The sequence below is a fragment of the Phaeobacter piscinae genome, from assembly GCF_002407245.1.
In the GTDB taxonomy this organism is placed as follows: Bacteria; Pseudomonadota; Alphaproteobacteria; order Rhodobacterales; family Rhodobacteraceae; genus Phaeobacter; species Phaeobacter piscinae.
The window spans coordinates 1,179,428-1,197,748 of sequence record NZ_CP010681.1; the positions used below are offsets into that span (position 1 = coordinate 1,179,428).

Consider the following 18,321-nt stretch of genomic DNA (forward strand, 5'->3'; position numbering starts at 1 on the left):
GAGCAGGTTTTTAGGTGGCTGCCAACGGAAGGGGTACCATCTTGAGTTGAACGTATTAACGAGCGCTAGCGTAAATGCGTGTCTTTGTGATCTATAGTGAACACTTTGAAGGGTAACTAAGTTATTGTAGGCAATAATGAAATTATGAGTGAGACAGGGGAGGTGCTGCTCTCCGGCCCCTGACGCGACGCATTTTTCAAAGTTAACATTTGGGCAAGGAACCTCCGATATTGATTTTTAGATCAACTTTCAATGTATGGCCGAGGGTAACGATGTTTTTCAAACGTGATGCAAAGAAACAGCAAGCTGAATCGACAATGGAACGATCGATCATGGATATGATCGATCGAACTCAGGCCATGATCCAATTCGAACCCGACGGAACGATTCTGGAGGCCAATGCGAATTTCCTGGGCGCGGTCGGATACCAGCTTGAGGAAATCCAAGGTAAGCATCACTCGATGTTCGTCGATCCCGATTATGCCCGCAGCGACGCCTATAAATCGTTCTGGGCGGATCTGGCGGCGGGGAAATTTTTCACCGATCAATATCCGCGCGTATCAAAAGCGGGGGAGACGATCTGGATCCAAGCCACTTATGCTCCGGTTCTGGATGGCGAGGGCAATACGATCCGGGTGATCAAACTGGCCACCGACATCACCGCCCGACAGAACAGTGTTGAAGAAATCTCCAAAGGGTTGGAAGCATTGAGTGAGGGGGATCTGAGCTACCGGGTACAGCCCTCTGACCTGCCGGATATGCGGGTACTCTGCGAGGCGTTCAACAACGCGCAGGATACCTTGAATGGCGCTGTTGAAACGGTGAAGGCGGTCGCCGATGCGGTCGGCAGTACGGCATCTGAAATCAGCCAGTCCTCTAGTGAGCTGTCGCATCGTACCGAAACCCAGGCCGCCACACTGGAAGAAACCGCCGCTGCAATTGAGGAGCTGACCTCCACAGTGCGTTCTGCCGCCGATGGCGCCCGTGAGGTTGAGGACATCGTCAGCAATGCGCGCGCAACCGCGGAGGAAAGCGGTGAAGTTGTGAGCAACGCGGTGACGGCGATGTCGCAGATCGAGGACTCCTCCGGCAAGATCTCGCAGATCATCTCGGTGATCGATGATATCGCCTTTCAAACCAATCTGCTGGCGTTGAATGCAGGTGTTGAGGCCGCGCGGGCAGGCGAGGCTGGGCGCGGTTTTGCGGTTGTTGCCTCCGAAGTACGCGCGCTGGCGCAGCGGTCCTCTGACGCGGCGGGTGAGATCAAGCAGCTGATCAACGAGAGTTCGCAATATGTCGGCAACGGTGTAAAACTGGTAAGCCGTGCGGGTGAGGAACTGCAGAAGATCATTGGCAGCGTCAGCACGATTTCGGGCCATGTCAGCCAGATTGCAACCGGTGCGGCGGAACAATCGGTGACCCTTGTCGAGATCAACACCGGTGTCAGCCAGCTGGATCAGGTGACCCAGCACAACGCAGCCATGGTCGAAGAGGCAACTGCGGCCAGCCAGACACTCTCCAATGACGCCAATGAGTTGACCCGCCAGATTTCCATCTTCAAGACCGGATCAGGCACCCAGAACATCGTGTCATTTGGAAGCGGCGGCACTGGAGCGCAGGGCTACGGTGTCCGTGCAACCGGCTGAATTAGGCATAAAAAGGCGGTCCATCTGAGGCGCCGTCTCTCCCATACAGAAGAACGATATGGGGAAACGTCTGTACCAAACGTCCTCAGCACATGGCCGCCGCACTGCACCAGCAGCTGCGGCGGTTGGTATTTTGATCGCAGTGTTTTCAGGGGCTGATCAGTGGCCATTTCGGCGCTGTGCTGCCCTGGAACTGATCAGGATCAAAGACCGGTCTTCCGACACCATGATTTATGGTGACAGATAACCAAATCTTGCCAACCCATGACCGGAGTGACCGCCATGATCCGCCTAGCATCCATCCTCTATTCCCTGATCGGCAGCAGCCTTGCTGGGGCCGCTGTGATCGCGGTTCTGGTGGCCGGGCATGTCTCTGTTCCGGCTATTCTGATGGCGGCCGCTGTTGGCGCCGTTGCCGGACTGCCGGTGTCCTATCTGGTGGCCCGACGGCTGTATCAGGGCTGATCACCCCCGCGTCCTGGGCTGGGGGCCGTTCACGCGTCGAAGAACCCGCGGGCCGTCGCCACAAAGGCGCGGGGATTTTCGGCGTGGAGCCAATGTCCGCAATCAGGAAGTTTGGCGAAATGGGACCGGCTGAACCGCGCCTTGATCAAAGGGCGATGTTCCGGCAGGACATAATCTGATGCCGCGCCGGACAGAAACAGCGTGCTGCCGTCCCATTGCGCTTCGGTTTCGGGAAACCCCATGATGTGAGGCATGTCGCGTTCCAGGGTGTCCAGGTTCAGGCGCCAGCGCCTGTTTGGCAGATCAAGGGACTGCGTGAAGAAACTCTGTAGGGCTTTCTTAACGCCGAGGTTGGCCAGCTGCGCCTCGGCGTCTGAGCGGCGTTCGACCTTGGCAAGATCAACCTGACGCATTGCATGGATGTACTGGATCTGGCTGTGCGTATAGGCCACCGGTGCAATATCCGCGACCAGCAGGCGGCGCAGCGCCTGGGGGTGGTTGAGGGCGAGCGTCATCGCTGCCTTGCCCCCCATAGAATGGCCAATCATATCAACAGGCCCGCCATGCGCTGCGATTACTTCCGCCAGATCATCGGCCATATCGTGGTAACTGTGGGTCTCGGTCCAGGGACTGCTGCCATGGTTGCGCATATCGATTGCGATGACCTCACGCTCATCGCAAAGCCGCTTGGCAATTGCGCCCCAGTTGCGGGCAGAGCCATAAAGCCCATGCGCGATCATCAGGGTGGGCTTGTCGGTCGGGGCGCCATGGCGGATCGTGTTCAGCATATCCCCGTGATAACGTCGGCATCGTCCGCTCGCCAGCCCCTTTGCGCGGGGGATTGCTGTTGTGTTTGATATCTCCGGCTGGGCATTGAGCGCACCGCAAAGCGTCGTTATTGTGCCGTTAGTTTTTCAGATCCCGGACCATCCATGGCAGATACACTTCTCAGCGATATCGAACAGGTTCAGGAACTGCTGAAAGACCGCGAACAGGCCGGCGGCGATCTTGCCTCTGCCCTGAAACACGCGCGACGCCGGTTGCCACGCCGGATCTACCGTCAGGGGATGCGGCTTGCCGAGGCGCAGCATTTGCTGGCGCACCCGAAGCTGCGGCTGACGGTTGAGCATGATCCGTTGCAGCGCGCGGCGCGAGAGGTGATCAAGCACCTGAAGTCCATCGACCTGGCAGACCGTCGCCGCGGACGGCTACTGGATATCGTCGCCACAATGGCCTTCTCGCTAATCGTGGTTGCGATATTGCTCGTGGTGGTGCTGCGCTGGCGGGGATTTGTCTAAGGCGTGACACCCCTTTCCCTTGCGGGCGCGGCCCGGTATCTTGAACGTGGTTCAAGACTGAAGGGCAGAGCGAATGGCAAGCAAGGCCGAAATCCGCAAGCAAGAGTTGCGTGAAAAACTGGTGGCAGCGGCTGAGATCCGCATTCGCCGTGATGGGGCAGGGGCACTGCGGGCGCGGGATCTTGCGACGGACGCGGGCTGCGCGGTGGGCGCCATTTACAATGCCTTTGACGATATGAATGCCATTGTGATGGCGGTGAACGGGCAGACCTTTCAGGCGTTGGGGCAGGCTGTGCGGCAGTCTCTCAACGGGGCGGAAGCTGCGGCGCCGACCGAACGGCTGATCCTGATGAGCAATGCGTATCTGGGATTCGCCGCTGAGAATACCCGGCTGTGGCGCGCCTTGTTTGATGTGCAGGCGGAGGAGACGGAGGTCCCTGACTGGTACCGCGCCGCGCTGGAGGATCTGTTTTCAAACATTGCGGCGCCGGTTGCGGAGATTTTTCCCGACAAAACACCCCAAGATTTGGTGCTTATGGTGCGGGCGTTGTTCTCGGCCGTGCATGGAATCGTTTTGTTGGGACTGGAAAACCGGATCTCCGGCGTGCCGGTTGACCAAATTGAGCGCATGATTTCCGAGGTGTTGTCGCGGCTTACATGATTTTTTGAACATCGTTCAAAATAATGCTTGAACGGCGTTCAAAAAATTTCTATACCCATATTGTGAACGATGTTCATGATATGGAGGAAACCATGTTTGCAACGATTAAGACCTTGATCCGGGGCATTGATGCCCGCGCTGAAGAGCGGTTGAGCGACAACTATGCGATTGAGCTGATTGATCAGAAGATCCGCACCGGCGAGGCCGATCTGACCCGCGCCAAACAGGCGCTGGCTGGTTTGATCCAGAAATCCCGTATGGAGACCCGTCAACTGGAGGCGGTCACAACGCGGATCAACGATCTGACGGAACGGGCCCGAGCGGCACTTGCAGAGGATCGCCAGGATCTCGCGCAGGCTGCGGCCACCGCCATTGCCGAGCTGGAAAACGAGCAAGCCATGCGTCGCCGCACCGTCGATATGCTGGAGCAGCGCAGCCTGCAGCTGCGCCAATCCGTCGAGGCCTGTCATCGCCGCCTGATGGATCTGAAACAGGGTGCGGTTGCAGCACGGGCCACCCGGAAGGCGCAAGGCGCACATATTGGCATGGCCCGGGGCGAAACCTCCGGCGACACGCTGGGGGAGGCGGAGGCGCTGATCAAGCGTGTGATGTCTGCCGAAGATCCGTTTGAGCATAGCGAAATCCTGAAGGACATCGAAACCGGGCTGAGCCATGGCACGGTGGTAGACGATCTGGCGGATGCCGGGTTCGGCGCCCCGACACGCAGTACGGCTGCGGATGTTCTGGCGCGGCTGACGCCGAAAAGCTGACACATCGCCAGCGCCCAGAAATTGGCGCAGCTTTCTTAAGTATTTGAAAAACCAAGACCACCAACCGGGAGAGACCCAATGACCAACGCACGCAACGACAACAACCTGATCATCACCCTCAATGTGGCCGGTGTGGCCGTGGCTTACGGGATGCTGGGGATTTCGCTCTGGCTTTCGACCGAGGTGCCGCTGGCAACCAAAGGCTTCTGGGGTATGGGCATCATGCTGCTGACACTGAGCCTGATCAACGTTGTGAAATACCGCTTTGACATCCGTTCAAGCGAGGACCGTATCCGCCGCATCGAAGAGGCGCGCAATGAGAAGATGCTGGAAGAGGCGTTGGCTGAGACCAAACCGCTCTGATCTGGTAGGCAGTCACAGCCCAAAAGACAACCGCCGCGCACCAAGGGTACGCGGCGGTTCTTTTTTCATTCGAACGGCTTAGTGGTTCGGGTAGAGCGGGAAACGGGCGCAGAGGGCGGCCACTTTCTCACGTACCGAAGCCTCGACCGCAGCGTTGCCATCTTCGCCATTGGCGGCCAGACCGTCGACAACTTCGATGATCAGATCCGCGATCTCGCGGAATTCTGCCTCTCCAAAGCCACGGGTGGTGCCCGCCGGGGTGCCAAGGCGGATGCCCGAGGTCACAGTCGGCTTTTCCGGGTCGAACGGGATGCCGTTCTTGTTGGTGGTGATATGGGCGCGGCCCAGAGCCTTGTCCACGATATTACCGGTCACGCCTTTGGGGCGCAGGTCGACCAGCATGACATGGGTGTCGGTGCCGCCGGTGACGATATCCAGACCGCCTTTGATCAGCTGATCCGCGAGGGCCACGGCATTGGCGCGCACCTGCTTCTGATAGTCTTTGAACTCAGGACGCAGCGCCTCGCCAAAGGCCACTGCCTTGGCGGCGATCACATGCATCAGCGGGCCACCCTGGATACCGGGGAAGATCGCGGAGTTCACCTTCTTTGCGATATCGGCATCGTTGGTCAGGATCATGCCACCGCGCGGGCCGCGCAGGGTTTTATGCGTGGTGGTGGTGGCAACATGGGCATGCGGGAAGGGGGAGGGGTGCTCACCCGCGGCGACCAGACCGGCGAAATGCGCCATGTCGACATGCAGGTAGGCGCCAACCTTATCAGCGATTTCGCGGAAGCGGGCAAAGTCGATGACGCGCGGAATGGCGGAACCACCGGCGATGATCAGCTTGGGCTGATGCTCAACTGCGAGGGCCTCAACCTGGTCGTAGTCAATCAGGCAGTCGTCTTCGCGCACACCGTAGTGAACCGCGTTGAACCATTTGCCGGACTGGTTGGGGCGCGCACCGTGAGTGAGGTGACCGCCGGAGGCCAGATCCATACCAAGGATGGTGTCGCCGGGTTTGATCAACGCCTGGAACACACCCTGGTTGGCCTGTGAGCCGGAGTTGGGCTGCACGTTTGCGAATTCACACCCAAACAGCTGCTTGGCGCGGTCGATGGCAAGGTTCTCTGCAACATCAACGTATTGGCAGCCGCCATAGTAGCGACGACCCGGGTAGCCCTCGGCGTATTTGTTGGTCAGGACAGTGCCCTGGGCCTCCATCACGGCGGCGGAGACGATGTTTTCCGACGCGATCAGTTCGATCTCGTCGCGCTGACGACCAAGTTCATCCGTGACTGAGCCGAACAGCTCCGGATCGCGCTCGGCGAGGGATTGGGTGAAAAAACCGGGGTCGCGGGAAGTGGTCTCGGTCATGCTGCTGGCTCCATGAGTTGGCGTTCCATTTGTGAGATTTCCTATCGGAAACACCACAGCCCTGAAAGCCCGGAATACGACGAATTCCTTGCTGAGAGCGGCAAGACTGGCAATCTTGGGAAAGCTGTGATTGTTTCGGAACGAATTGCGTAACACCGGAAACAGATTTGATGACCATGAGAATCGCCTTTCTGGCCAGCCGGGCTCCGGTGGCGCAGTCAGCACAAGCCGAAATGGTAAGACGATACGGCACTGTGCCGAAGGAAGACGCGGATGTGATTGTCGCCTTAGGTGGTGATGGCTTCATGCTGGACACGCTGCATGAGACGATTGACCTGCCCGCGCCGGTCTATGGCATGAACCGGGGCACCATCGGCTTTTTGATGAACGAGTATAGCGCCAGCGGGCTGCTGGCGCGGTTGCAGGCTGCAGAAGAGGAAATCATCAACCCGCTGTCTATGGTGGCCATGGATGGTGAGGGGCGCAGCCACCGGGCGCTTGCCATCAACGAAGTGTCCTTGCTACGGGCCGGGCCGCAGGCGGCGAAGCTGAAAATCTCTGTCGACGGGCGGCAACGCATGGCGGAACTGGTCTGTGATGGGGCGCTGGTCTCGACGCCTGCAGGGTCCACCGCCTATAACTATTCCGCCCATGGTCCGATTCTGCCGATCGGATCCGACGTACTGGCGCTGACCGCCATTGCTGCGTTCCGCCCGCGCCGCTGGCGTGGCGCGTTGCTGCCCAGCAATGCCACCGTGCGGTTTGACGTGCTGGAGCCGGAGAAGCGACCGGTGATGGCTGATGCGGACTCTGTCTCCTTTGCCAATATTCGCTGGGTGGAGATCGCAACCCAGACCAAGATCCGCCACAAGATCCTGTTTGATCCCGGCCACGGACTGGAAGAGCGGTTGATCTCGGAACAATTCACCTAACGGGAAGAATCGCACCTTAAGGTTGTATCACGCGTTTGTGAACGCAAGTCTGGCGATTTTGTGCGATAATCGAACTCTACATAAGGCCGATGCCAGCGGAGACAGCCAAAGGGCATAGCGTCCCCGACGAGGGGCGCACGATCTACCGGGATGGCCATCGGCCCCTTATTTAAGCACCTAAACTTTGCGTTAGCCGGACTGTGCGGTGGTTGCCATCTGCGCGCGTTTGGGTCCTCGAAGGCGGGAAACGCCGGGGCGATGGTCCCGCATCCTTCGTGTGATTATTTTCGTGAACGAGTATCCGGTGGTATCGGAATATCCGGGGTTCGGCGCATACCGAGCCCCGGATTTCTCTGCGTCACCCGCTTGTATCCGACATCCGTTGCCACAGCGGGTCGCACATGCGGCCAATGCGATCCTCGATTGCGATACAGGCATCCACGGCCATATCCTCGCGCCACCGGGGGGCTGCGATCTGCACATTGATCGGCTGTGGCCCGGATGGCAACTCGGCAAGGCGGCTTGGCACTGAGGCGGCGGGCAGGCCCAGAAAATTCATCGCATAGGAATAGACTGCACACCCCAGCACCTCATGCACACCCGCCGCCCCTTCGGTATCGCGATCGGGTCTGAAGAAGGGTTGTGGCAGGAAGGGGGTCAGGACAAGCGGGTAGCGCTGCATGAACAGTGACCAGTCTCGCGCGTATTGTGTGCGCTTGGCCATCATCTGCAGGAGCTCCACCCCGGCGAAGGGGGGGAATTCCTGAAAATAGACTTCAAAGATATCGCGCACGGTTTGTGAGCCAGCTGCATCAACGTCGCCCTTCATCAGGGCATAGACCTCCCCCATCAGGGCGCGATAGCCGGTGCGGCCTGCGTCGAAGACATCCGGGAGGGTGACTTCTTCGACCTGATAACCGGCATCCAACAGGGCTGCACGGGCATCTTCCAATGCGGCGTCGACCTCTGGGTGCAGATCATAGCCGTAGGTCTCCTTGGAGAAGGCGACGCGGATCGGGCCGTCCGGTGTGTCGCCACGCCAGGGCATGGGCACATGGAACGGGTCGCGCGGATCTGGCGCAATCAGGCTGGGCATCGACAGGTGCAAATCGCAGGCGCTGCGGGTGATCAGCCCCTGGACGGACATGCTCTGCGCCAGAATGCCCCGTTCCGCCGATTGGCTGGGATTCCATGCTGGCACCCGGCCAAGGCCGGGTTTTACCGTCACCGCACCATTGGCGGCGGCGGGGAAGCGCAAGCTGCCGCCAATATCATTGCCATGGGCCAAAGCGCCAATTCCCGCCATCACAGCGGCGCCCGCTCCACCGGAGGAGCCACCGGGAGAGATATGCCGCCCCCAGGGGTTATGGGTGCGGCCATGCAGCGGGTTATCTGTATCGGCGCGGAAGGAGAACTCAGGCGTGTTGGTGCGCCCAATCACCACTGCACCTGCGTCCTGCAAGTTCTTCACCACCGGGGCATCATCCGGTGCAATCAAATCCTTCAGTGCGCTGACCCCATTGGAGGTCGCATGCCCCGCCTGATCGACGTTAATCTTGATCGTGACAGGGACGCCATGCAGCGGGCCACAGGGTGCGCCGCCGGCGCGTGCTTTATCCAGCTGTTGCGCGCGATCAAGGGCGTCGCTGCTCAGATCCTCCACCACTGCATTCAGATCGGGATTAACAGCCGCCATGCGCGTGAGCGAGGCCGTGACCGCCGCCTCCGCCGTCAGGTCGCCCGCAATGGTGCGTTGGCTCAGTTCTGTCGCGCTCAATCGCCAGATGTCGCTCTGTGTCATATAGATGCCTCCTTGCTGGCAGGGTAGGCGGGGGCATCCGAGTTGCAAGGGAAACCGCACGGCAAAAAGCCGAAAACCTGTTCAGGTTTCCGGCAACTGTTCAGTATCAGAACAAATGTGGCGCCCAGTACGGCGGGGTGCGCGCTACTTCGCGTAGCCAAGCCCCTGCAATGCAGTGGTGATCTCATCCAGAATAGCCGGATCGTCGATGGTCGCGGGCATTTTCCAATCGGTGCCATCAGCGATGTTTACCATGGTGCCCCGCAGGATCTTGCCGGAGCGGGTCTTCGGCAGCCGGTCCACGACGCAGGCCAGCTTAAAGGCGGCAACCGGTCCGATTTTCTCGCGCACCAGCTTGACCACCTGCGCGACAACCTCGTCATGTGCGGTCTCACAACCGGAATTGAGGCAGAGGAAGCCGAGGGGCATCTGCCCTTTCAGACTGTCGCTGACGCCGATGACCGCGCATTCGGCCACGTCCGGGTGGCCTGCCAGAACCTCCTCCATCGCGCCAGTGGACAGGCGGTGGCCCGCGACATTGATGACGTCATCCGTGCGCGCCATGATGTAGAGATAGCCCTCCTCATCCTTCATCCCGGCATCGCCGGTTTCATAATATCCTGGGAAGGTGGTGAGGTAGCTTTTCCTGAACCGGTCTTCGGCATTCCACAGCGTCGGCAGCGTGCCGGGCGGCAGTGGCAGTTTTACTGCAATGGCACCCAGCTCGCCCGGGGCTACAGGGTGGCCACCCTCATCAAGGATATCGACCTCATAGCCCGGCATTGGCACGGCAGGAGAACCGAGTTTGGTTGGCAGTTCCTCAATCCCCAGCGGGTTCGCGGCAATCGACCAGCCGGTTTCTGTCTGCCACCAATGGTCAATTACCGGCACCTTCAGCTGTTCCTGCGCCCAGGTAATGGTGTCAGGATCCGCGCGCTCACCGGCCAGATAGACCTGTTTGAGGCCGCGGAGGTCGTATTTCTTGACGTATTCGCCTTTGGGGTCTTCGCGCTTCACTGCCCGGAACGCGGTGGGGGCGGTAAAGAAGCTTTTGACGTTATGTTCGGAAATCACTCGCCAGAACGTGCCCGCATCCGGTGTGCCGATGGGTTTGCCCTCAAACACGATGGTGGTGTTGCCATGGATGAGCGGACCGTAACAGATATAGCTGTGGCCCACGACCCAACCCACATCTGAGGCCGCCCAGAAGACATCGCCGGGATCGACGTTGTAGATGTTCTTCATCGTCCAGTTCAGCGCCACCAACTGCCCGGCGGTGTGGCGGATCACGCCCTTGGGCTGGCCGGTGGTGCCGGAGGTATAGAGGATATAGGCCGGGTGATTGCCCTCAACCGGGACGCATTCTGCGGGTTCGACGCCATATTGGAACCCGTGCCAGTTCACATCGCGGCCTTCGACCAGCTCTGCCACTTCCTGCTCGCGCTGGAAGATCACGCAAAAGTCCGGTTTGTGGGTTGCCAGCTCAATCGCGCCGTCCAGAAGGGGTTTGTAATGCACCGTGCGCCCCGGCTCCAGTCCGCAGGAGGCGGCGATGATCGCCTTCGGTGTGGCGTCATCAATGCGCACAGCCAGTTCATTGGCCGCAAATCCACCAAAGACCACAGAGTGCACAGCCCCCAGACGGGCACAGGCCAGCATGGCCTCCAGTGCCTCGGGGATCATGGGCATATAGATGATGACGCGGTCGCCTTTCTCCACCCCCTTGGCGCGCAGGGCGCCGGCCAATGTGGCGACACGGTTGCGCAGTTCAACATAGGAGATTTCGCGCTTCGTATGGGTGATCGGGCTGTCGTAGATGATCGCTGTTTGCTCGCCGCGCCCCTGTTCGACATGGCGGTCGACGGCGTTGTAGCAGGTGTTCACCCTGGCATCGGCGAACCATTCATAAAGGTCATCGCCCTTGTCGGTCAGGGCCTTGCTTGGTGGGCTGTCCCAGCTGATCGCCTCAGCTGCCTCCATCCAGAATTGTTCCGGATTGGCCTTCCAGCCCTCATAGACCTCTGAATACGACATGCGGTTCCTCCTCACTCATCCTTGGCAATGAGTTAGGCGCATGGACCGTCACCGGGCAAGCGCGCTGCGCGACGTCGCGTCAGATTGGCGCAAGAAATTTGCATTTTTTGCCAATTCGATGTTGCAAAGTTTTGCAAACAGGGCTCGTTCGCGGAATTAACAGCAAGATGGCGGTGGGTTTGCAAAGTCTAGCTGGTGACTGCGCGTTGTGCCCCTGGCAGAGGTCAGGTCGCAGGCGCAGTGATTCTATACGTGCGCCTGCGGGCATTTTGCGTGTTGCTGACAAGTGACCGGCAAGTCGGATGGCTGATGTCAGCTATAATGGGTGACTGGTGTCCCGGCGATGGCGGCCATGTTCAGCAGCCCCCGCGCGGTGATCGACGGGGACACGATATGCGCCCGGTTGCCCATGCCCATCAGGATTGGCCCGACCTCCAGCCCTCCGGCGCGCATTTTCAGGATATTGCGCACGCCGCTCGCCGCATCGGCATGGGCAAAGATCAGCACATTGGCTTCACCCTCCAGCCTTGAGTTCGGGAAAATGCGCGCGCGCAGTTCGGGATCCAGCGCGGTGTCGATATTCATCTCGCCCTCGTAGATGAAATCGCGGGGCGTCTCGTCCAAAATCTGGATCGCAGCGCGCAGGCGGGCACCGGAATCGCAACGGGTATTGCCAAACTGAGATTGCGAACAAAGCGCAATTTTCGGCTCCAGACCGAAACGACGGACATGGCGCGCGGCACCGATGACGGTCTGCGCAATCTGTTCGGGGGTGGGTTCAATCCGCACATGGGTGTCCCCGATGAACAGCGGCCCATCCTCAAGGATCACCAGTGACAACGCACCATGTGGCTCGTAGGTGCCGCCGCCAAGGACCTGGTTCACATAATTCATATGCCAGCGATATTCACCAAAGGTGCCACAGATCATGCTGTCGGCCTCTCCGCGATGAACCATGATGGCACCAATTGCGGTGGTGTTGGTCCGCATGATCGCCTTGGCCAGGTCGGGCGTCACGCCTTCGCGCTGCATGACGCGGTGATAGCTGGTCCAGTAATCATAGTAACGCGGATCGTTTTCCGGGTTCACGATCTGGAAATCGGTGCCGGGACGAATACGCAGGCCCAACCGTTCGCAGCGGGTTTCGATCACTTCGGGGCGACCGATGAGGATCGGTGTCTCGGTGGTTTCTTCCAGAATGCCCTGGGCAGTGCGCAACACGCGTTCATCCTCGCCCTCGGTGAAGACGATGCGCCGTGCGGCGGCCTTTGCCGCCTCAAACACTGGTTTCATCAGCAGCGCGGATTTGAACACGGTTTGGTTCAGCTTGGCCCGATAGGCTGCAAGATCGTCTATCGGGCGTTGCGCAACGCCACTTTCCATCGCGGCCTTGGCCACGGCGGATGACACCACCCCAACAAGGCGCGGATCGAATGGTTTAGGGATGAGGTAATCGGCGCCAAAGGTCAGCTGTTCGCCCTGATAGGCGGCGGCGGCTTCGGCAGAGGTGGTCATCCGGGCCATTTCGGCAATGCCCTCGACGCAGGCGATTTGCATCTCGTCGTTGATCTCTGTCGCGCCGACATCCAGCGCCCCGCGGAAGATGAACGGGAAGCAGAGGACATTGTTGACCTGATTGGGAAAGTCGCTGCGGCCGGTGGCGATGATTGCATTGGGCGAGACCTCGCGCGCCACATCCGGCAGGATTTCCGGGTTGGGGTTGGCGAGGGCAAAAATGATCGGCCGGTCGGTCATCTTGGCGACCATCTCCGGCTTCAGCACATTCGGACCAGAGAGGCCGAGAAAGAGGTCGGCGCCGTCAATGACCTGATCCAATGTGCGCAGATCGGTGTTTTGTGCGAAGGCCGACTTATGCGGGTTCATATCCTCGGTGCGGCCCTCATAGACCAGACCGTGCAGGTCGCAGAGCCAGATATTTTCGCGCTTCACGCCCAGTTTTACCAGCATGTTGAGGCAGGCAATGCCCGCAGCGCCACCACCGGTGGACACGATTTTGATATCCTCAAACCGTTTTCCCGCCACATGCAGCGCGTTTTTGGCGGCAGCACCCACGACAATCGCGGTGCCGTGCTGGTCGTCGTGAAAAACCGGGATGTTCATCCGCTCGCGGCAGATCTTCTCAACGATGAAGCAATCCGGGGCCTTGATGTCTTCAAGGTTGATCGCGCCGAAGGTTGGTTCCAGCGCACAAACAATATCGGCGAGCTTTTCTGGATCGCTCTCGTTCACCTCAATATCGAAACAGTCGATGCTGGCGAATTTTTTGAACAGGACGGCCTTGCCCTCCATCACGGGTTTGGAGGCCAGCGCACCGATATTGCCCAGACCCAGAACCGCCGTGCCATTGGTCACCACCGCTACCAGATTGCCGCGTGAGGTGTATTTTGCCGCATCCGCCGGATCGGATTTGATTTCGATACAGGCCTCGGCGACGCCGGGCGAATATGCGCGCGCCAGATCCCGGCCATTGGCCATCGGCTTGGTCGCGCGGATCTCCAGCTTCCCCGGATTGGGATAGGCGTGGTAATGCAATGCGGCGTCGCGCAGGGTTTGGGTATCGGATTTCGGATTTTTGGTCATCAGGCGCTCCAGAGACTATAGTTTAGTGTTAAACGACTTTTGACGTCAGGGAAACAGGCTATTCATGGCTGCTGCAGCAGGGGTGGGCAAGTGCTTGCACCTGAACACGCTTCGCCTCACTGTGGTGAAAAAGACGTCAAGGGAGCGACAAATGACCGATACGATTGCGGAGCTGCGATTGCCCACGCAGGAGCTGCGGGACGATATTCCATTTTATACCAAAACACTTGGGATGAAGCTCGATTCCATCTACCCGGCAGATGATCCGGCGATCGGGGTGTTCTCCGGCCATGGTCTGCGGCTGCGGATCGAACGGGGCGCGAGTGAAGCCCCCGGCACCATTCGTATTCTGACAGACGATCCTGACGGGTTTGCAGAAGGCGCCCGCCGGTTGACCGCCCCCAATGGCACCAAGATCGAGATTGAGGAGCGCAACCCGCCACTGGTGATGCCGGAAACTGTTCACAGCTTCGTGGTGCGCCGACTGAAGGATCAGGCCCCTTGGATCATCGGGCGCGCTGGCATGCACTACCGTGATCTGGTGCCGGACCGGCTGGGCGGGTCAATCATTGCCAGCCATATTCGCATCCCTGATGGGGGGCCGGTTCCGGATATGGTGCATTTTCACAAGGTCGGCTTTCAGCTGATCTTCTGCATCCATGGCTGGGTTGATGTGGTCTACGAGGATCAGGGCGAGAAGATGCGGCTGACAGCGGGCGATTGCTTCATTCAGCCGCCGGAGATCCGTCACCGGGTGCTGGAAGCCAGCGACAATGTGCAGGTGATCGAAATTGGCGTGCCCGCTGAACACGTCACCGAGATCGATCATGAGATGACGCTGCCGACACCACATCTGAGACCAGAACGCGAATGGCAGGGCCAGCGGTTTGTCTACAACACGGCCGAGGGTGCCGAATGGGCGCCGTTCCGCCTGCCGGGGTATATCTGCCGCGACACGTCGATTGCCGAGAACACCAAAGGCGTGGCCGGGGTGCAGGTGGTGCGCCGCGGCGAGGGCGCGCCGCAGTGGGCGGCCCATGACACCGATATTCACTTCACCTTTGTAATGAATGGCACGCTGACCCTCGAAGGCCAGGGACGAGAGCCGTTTCAGCTGGAACAGGGCGACGCATTCGTCATTCCACCGGGCATGAAGACCCGGTTGAGCGCGCCTTCGGCTGATGTGGAGCTGCTTGAAGTGACCTTGCCCGGGGTGTTCAACACCACATTGGGCGACCCATCAGCCTGAGGCGAGATCAGCGGATGGCGGTTTGGGCCGGATGGTGTGTTACAGTCGCCAGCATGTGCCGGGGGGGCTTTCACTCCCTCGGCAAAATCCGCTAGGGTCACCAATTCTGACCAAATGATCAAAAAATCAGGGAATCGCCATGAACCTCAAAGACGCTGCCACCGCCGTTCGTGCAAACGCACACGCGCCCTATTCCAATTTCAAGGTCGGCGCGGCGATCAGAGCGGCGTCCGGAACCGTCTATGTTGGCTGCAACGTCGAAAATGTTGCTTACCCTGAGGGGACCTGCGCTGAGGCGGGCGCAATTGCGGCCATGGTGGCTGCCGGTGAGACGCGGCTGGAGGCTGCCTATGTGATTGCCGACTGCCCGGCACCGATCCCGCCCTGCGGGGGCTGCCGTCAGAAACTAGCCGAGTTTGGCGCCGCTGACGTGCAGGTGACGCTTGCCACAACCGACGGTCTGGAACGTGAGACCACCATTGGTGACCTGCTTCCGGGGGCCTTTGGCGCGGATCACATGGAGCGGAGCTAAGCTATGGATGCGCGCGCAATCATTGCCAGCCTGCGCCGGGGAGACACCCCGAGTGACGCAGATTTACGCTGGTTCGCTGAAGGGCTGGCCAATGGCACGGTGTCCGATGCGCAGGCCGGCGCCTTTGCTATGGCGGTGTGTCTGCGGGGATTGGGCGTGGAGGCCCGCCGGGCGCTGACGCTTGCAATGCGAGACAGCGGTGATGTGTTGCGCTGGGATCTGGACGGGCCGGTATTGGATAAACACTCCACCGGCGGCGTCGGCGATTGTGTGTCGCTGCTGCTGGCTCCGGCCTTGGCGGAATGCGGGGCGTATGTTCCGATGATTTCGGGGCGGGGACTGGGCCATACCGGCGGCACGCTCGACAAGATGGAAGCCATTCCGGGCGTCAGCACCCAGGTGTCTGAACAGGACCTGATGGCCATGATGCAGAGCGTGGGTTGTGCCATCGTCGGGGCCACGGCGCAGATCGCTCCGGCGGACAAGCGGCTATATGCGATCCGCGATGTGACGGCCACCGTGGACAGTCTCGATCTGATCACCGCGTCCATCCTGTCGAAGAAACTGGCCGCCAGCACAGATGCGCTGGTGCTGGATGTGAAGATCGGCTCCGGTGCCTTCATGAAGACGCTGGAAGAGGCGGAGGCCCTCGCGCGCAGTCTCAGTGAGACGGCGAATGCGGCAGGGTGCCGAACCTCGGCGTTGATCACTGATATGAACCAGCCGCTGGCACCTGCCTTGGGCAATGCGCTGGAGGTGGCGGAGGTCATGCGGGTGCTGACCGGCGTGTCAGGTCAAAGCTGTGCATTGGCGGGGCTGACGGCGGCGCAGGGCGGTGTGTTGCTGGCCCATGGCGGGCTGGCGGCGGATGCCGAGGTGGGGGCTGCGATGATCCGCAAGGCGATTGCCAGCGGAGCCGTCGCTGAGCGCTTTGCCCGGATGGTGGCTGCCATGGGGGGACCGGGTGATTTTGCCGAAACCTGGCAGAGCATCCTGCCGACCGCGCCGGTGCAACGCGGCATCAAAGTGGAGCAGGCCGGCTATGTCAGCGCCATTGATGGCGAAGCGCTAGGTCTGGCGGTGGTCCAGTTGGGCGGCGGACGCATGATCGAAAGCGATGTGGTGGACCCTGCCGTTGGGCTGTCGGAACTGGCGCCGCTGGGCCGGAAACTATCTGCAGGCGACCAGCTGGGGATCGTTCACGCAGCGGATGAGGCGGCGGCGGATGTGGCTGAGGCGCGCCTGCGCGCGGCCTATCAGCTGTCGGAGGCTGCGCCAGAGGTGCCGCCCCTGATCTACAAAAGGATTTCATAATGCCGCGCGCCTTTCTTGTGGTGATGGACTCGGTCGGGATTGGCGGTGCGCCGGATGCCGGGGCCTATTTCAACGGCGATCTGCCCGATCTGGGCGCCAACACGCTGGCCCATATCGCCCAAGCCTGCGCAGCGGGACAGGCGGAGGAGGGGCGCAGTGGCCCCCTGCACCTGCCCAATCTGGATCAGTTGGGCCTGGGGGCTGCGGTCGCCCTGGCGTCCGCTGTGCCCTGTCCGGATCTTGGGGGCGCCGGGATCACCGGGCGCTGGGGCGCGGCCCGCGAGATCAGCCGGGGCAAGGACACGCCATCGGGTCATTGGGAACTGGCCGGGCTGCCGGTGCCATGGGATTGGTGTTACTTCCCGGATCAGACACCGGCCTTTCCGGACGACTTGGTTGCACATGTCTGCGCGGCGGCAGGAACCGAGGCGATCCTTGGCAATTGTCATGCATCGGGCACTGCGATCATTGCCCAACATGGCGCCGCGCATATGCAGTCGGGTTTGCCGATCTGCTATACCTCTGCTGACAGCGTGTTTCAGATCGCAGCGCATGAGGAGACCTTTGGTCTGGACCGATTGCTGGCGCTCTGCGAGGCGGTGGCGCCTTACCTGCATCAGATGAAAGTGGGTCGGGTCATTGCGCGGCCCTTTACCGGTACACCAGAGATCGGGTTCCAGCGCACCACCAACAGGCGTGACTATGCCATTATGCCACCTGCGCCGATCCTGACCAATTGGGTGCAGGACGCAGGCCAGCCGGTGCATGCCATTGGTAAGATTGGTGATATCTTCTCTATGCAGGGGATAGATACGCTGAAGAAAGGCGACGATGCGACCCTGATGCAGCATCTCCTCGATGCGGTGGCTGAGGCCGAGGAGGGGAGCCTTACCTTCGCCAATTTTGTGGAATTTGACAGTCTCTATGGGCACCGGCGCGATATCTCGGGCTACGCGAGGGCGCTGGAATGGTTCGATGGAGAAATCGGTCGATTGCTGCCACAGCTGCGGGACGGAGACCTGCTGATCCTGACTGCGGACCACGGCAACGATCCCAGCTGGCCGGGGACCGATCACACGCGTGAACAGGTGCCGGTGCTGATCGCCGGGGCCGGGGTCGGCCCCCTGGGTACCATTGGTTTCGCGGATGTGGCGGCCACGGTTGCCGCGCATCTGAACGTGCCTGCGCAGGGGCCGGGCCGACCAGCACTCAGGACATAATGAAGCGGGCCGGTGAAAGATCCCGGCCTGTTATCCTCCGTAGTGTTTGCAGGGTTTT

Annotated in this window: 16 protein-coding genes; 11 read left to right on the forward strand and 5 right to left on the reverse strand. The window is 60.3% G+C overall.

Translation table 11 applies throughout. From position 1 onward, the window contains the following. Positions 1-272 precede the first annotated feature (272 nt). Positions 273-1,646: a methyl-accepting chemotaxis protein gene (locus tag phaeop14_RS05480; RefSeq protein WP_096788980.1), complete on the forward strand. Its 1,374-nt coding sequence runs from the start codon at positions 273-275 to the stop codon at positions 1,644-1,646. A gap of 282 nt (positions 1,647-1,928) precedes the next feature. Further along, positions 1,929-2,111: a hypothetical protein gene (locus tag phaeop14_RS05490; RefSeq protein WP_014874309.1), complete on the forward strand. Its 183-nt coding sequence runs from the start codon at positions 1,929-1,931 to the stop codon at positions 2,109-2,111. A 29-nt stretch (positions 2,112-2,140) separates the two neighbouring features. Here the strand turns inward: phaeop14_RS05490 and phaeop14_RS05495 are convergent, their stop codons facing one another. Further along, complete coding sequence (locus tag phaeop14_RS05495; protein WP_096788982.1) at positions 2,141-2,899, reverse strand: alpha/beta fold hydrolase; 759 nt, start codon at positions 2,897-2,899, stop codon at positions 2,141-2,143. Positions 2,900-3,043: 144 nt separating this feature from the next. On the opposite strand from phaeop14_RS05495, the gene phaeop14_RS05500 reads away from it, so the two are divergent. From phaeop14_RS05500 to phaeop14_RS05515, 4 genes are all read left to right on the forward strand, one after another. After that, positions 3,044-3,409, forward strand: coding sequence for a hypothetical protein (locus tag phaeop14_RS05500; protein WP_040173064.1), 366 nt, complete (start codon positions 3,044-3,046; stop codon positions 3,407-3,409). 73 nt (positions 3,410-3,482) lie between these two features. Next, positions 3,483-4,070, forward strand: a complete 588-nt coding sequence (locus tag phaeop14_RS05505; protein WP_040173067.1) for a TetR/AcrR family transcriptional regulator — start codon at positions 3,483-3,485, stop codon at positions 4,068-4,070. Positions 4,071-4,162: 92 nt separating this feature from the next. Further along, on the forward strand, positions 4,163-4,840 hold the full coding sequence (locus phaeop14_RS05510; protein WP_096790237.1) for a PspA/IM30 family protein: 678 nt from the start codon (positions 4,163-4,165) through the stop codon (positions 4,838-4,840). A gap of 78 nt (positions 4,841-4,918) precedes the next feature. Continuing rightward, positions 4,919-5,203, forward strand: coding sequence for a YiaA/YiaB family inner membrane protein (locus tag phaeop14_RS05515; protein WP_014874314.1), 285 nt, complete (start codon positions 4,919-4,921; stop codon positions 5,201-5,203). A gap of 78 nt (positions 5,204-5,281) precedes the next feature. Here the strand turns inward: phaeop14_RS05515 and glyA are convergent, their stop codons facing one another. Next, positions 5,282-6,580, reverse strand: a complete 1,299-nt coding sequence (gene glyA, locus phaeop14_RS05520; RefSeq protein WP_040178175.1) for a serine hydroxymethyltransferase — start codon at positions 6,578-6,580, stop codon at positions 5,282-5,284. Positions 6,581-6,750: 170 nt separating this feature from the next. On the opposite strand from glyA, the gene phaeop14_RS05525 reads away from it, so the two are divergent. After that, complete coding sequence (locus phaeop14_RS05525) at positions 6,751-7,512, forward strand: NAD kinase (RefSeq protein WP_082035072.1); 762 nt, start codon at positions 6,751-6,753, stop codon at positions 7,510-7,512. A gap of 358 nt (positions 7,513-7,870) precedes the next feature. On the opposite strand, the gene phaeop14_RS05530 is transcribed toward phaeop14_RS05525, so the two are convergent. The 3 genes from phaeop14_RS05530 to phaeop14_RS05540 form a co-directional block, all read right to left on the reverse strand. Beyond that, positions 7,871-9,313 (reverse strand): amidase family protein, encoded by a 1,443-nt coding sequence (locus phaeop14_RS05530; protein WP_040178176.1) that lies wholly within the window; start codon positions 9,311-9,313, stop codon positions 7,871-7,873. Positions 9,314-9,457: 144 nt separating this feature from the next. Next, positions 9,458-11,347, reverse strand: coding sequence for a propionate-CoA ligase PrpE (prpE, locus tag phaeop14_RS05535; RefSeq protein WP_096788983.1), 1,890 nt, complete (start codon positions 11,345-11,347; stop codon positions 9,458-9,460). A gap of 312 nt (positions 11,348-11,659) precedes the next feature. Beyond that, positions 11,660-13,948, reverse strand: coding sequence for an NADP-dependent malic enzyme (locus phaeop14_RS05540; RefSeq protein ID WP_040173076.1), 2,289 nt, complete (start codon positions 13,946-13,948; stop codon positions 11,660-11,662). Positions 13,949-14,099: 151 nt separating this feature from the next. Between phaeop14_RS05540 and phaeop14_RS05545 the strand changes: the two genes are divergently transcribed. From phaeop14_RS05545 to phaeop14_RS05560, 4 genes are all read left to right on the forward strand, one after another. Beyond that, positions 14,100-15,197 (forward strand): cupin domain-containing protein, encoded by a 1,098-nt coding sequence (locus phaeop14_RS05545; protein WP_096788984.1) that lies wholly within the window; start codon positions 14,100-14,102, stop codon positions 15,195-15,197. A 139-nt stretch (positions 15,198-15,336) separates the two neighbouring features. Next, on the forward strand, positions 15,337-15,729 hold the full coding sequence (locus phaeop14_RS05550; RefSeq protein WP_096788985.1) for a cytidine deaminase: 393 nt from the start codon (positions 15,337-15,339) through the stop codon (positions 15,727-15,729). 3 nt (positions 15,730-15,732) lie between these two features. Next, complete coding sequence (locus tag phaeop14_RS05555; protein ID WP_096788986.1) at positions 15,733-17,043, forward strand: thymidine phosphorylase; 1,311 nt, start codon at positions 15,733-15,735, stop codon at positions 17,041-17,043. Next, the gene (locus tag phaeop14_RS05560) at positions 17,043-18,263 is read left to right on the forward strand and encodes a phosphopentomutase (RefSeq protein ID WP_096788987.1); all 1,221 of its coding nucleotides are present in this window, start codon (positions 17,043-17,045) and stop codon (positions 18,261-18,263) included. Before phaeop14_RS05555 ends, phaeop14_RS05560 begins: the two co-directional genes overlap by 1 nt. Positions 18,264-18,321: the final 58 nt, after the last annotated feature.

What these genes read in the sequence shown, in the direction of transcription:
- phaeop14_RS05495 (WP_096788982.1), bottom strand. Translation starts at nt 2,899, where the DNA reads ATGCTGAACACGATCCGCCATGGCGCCCCGACCGACAAGCCCACCCTG.
- phaeop14_RS05505 (WP_040173067.1), top strand. Translation starts at nt 3,483, where the DNA reads ATGGCAAGCAAGGCCGAAATCCGCAAGCAAGAGTTGCGTGAAAAACTG.
- phaeop14_RS05545 (WP_096788984.1), top strand. Translation starts at nt 14,100, where the DNA reads ATGACCGATACGATTGCGGAGCTGCGATTGCCCACGCAGGAGCTGCGG.
- phaeop14_RS05515 (WP_014874314.1), top strand. Translation starts at nt 4,919, where the DNA reads ATGACCAACGCACGCAACGACAACAACCTGATCATCACCCTCAATGTG.
- phaeop14_RS05500 (WP_040173064.1), top strand. Translation starts at nt 3,044, where the DNA reads ATGGCAGATACACTTCTCAGCGATATCGAACAGGTTCAGGAACTGCTG.
- prpE (WP_096788983.1), bottom strand. Translation starts at nt 11,347, where the DNA reads ATGTCGTATTCAGAGGTCTATGAGGGCTGGAAGGCCAATCCGGAACAA.
- glyA (WP_040178175.1), bottom strand. Translation starts at nt 6,580, where the DNA reads ATGACCGAGACCACTTCCCGCGACCCCGGTTTTTTCACCCAATCCCTC.
- phaeop14_RS05530 (WP_040178176.1), bottom strand. Translation starts at nt 9,313, where the DNA reads ATGACACAGAGCGACATCTGGCGATTGAGCGCGACAGAACTGAGCCAA.
- phaeop14_RS05490 (WP_014874309.1), top strand. Translation starts at nt 1,929, where the DNA reads ATGATCCGCCTAGCATCCATCCTCTATTCCCTGATCGGCAGCAGCCTT.
- phaeop14_RS05550 (WP_096788985.1), top strand. Translation starts at nt 15,337, where the DNA reads ATGAACCTCAAAGACGCTGCCACCGCCGTTCGTGCAAACGCACACGCG.
- phaeop14_RS05525 (WP_082035072.1), top strand. Translation starts at nt 6,751, where the DNA reads ATGACCATGAGAATCGCCTTTCTGGCCAGCCGGGCTCCGGTGGCGCAG.
- phaeop14_RS05540 (WP_040173076.1), bottom strand. Translation starts at nt 13,948, where the DNA reads ATGACCAAAAATCCGAAATCCGATACCCAAACCCTGCGCGACGCCGCA.
- phaeop14_RS05480 (WP_096788980.1), top strand. Translation starts at nt 273, where the DNA reads ATGTTTTTCAAACGTGATGCAAAGAAACAGCAAGCTGAATCGACAATG.
- phaeop14_RS05510 (WP_096790237.1), top strand. Translation starts at nt 4,163, where the DNA reads ATGTTTGCAACGATTAAGACCTTGATCCGGGGCATTGATGCCCGCGCT.
- phaeop14_RS05560 (WP_096788987.1), top strand. Translation starts at nt 17,043, where the DNA reads ATGCCGCGCGCCTTTCTTGTGGTGATGGACTCGGTCGGGATTGGCGGT.
- phaeop14_RS05555 (WP_096788986.1), top strand. Translation starts at nt 15,733, where the DNA reads ATGGATGCGCGCGCAATCATTGCCAGCCTGCGCCGGGGAGACACCCCG.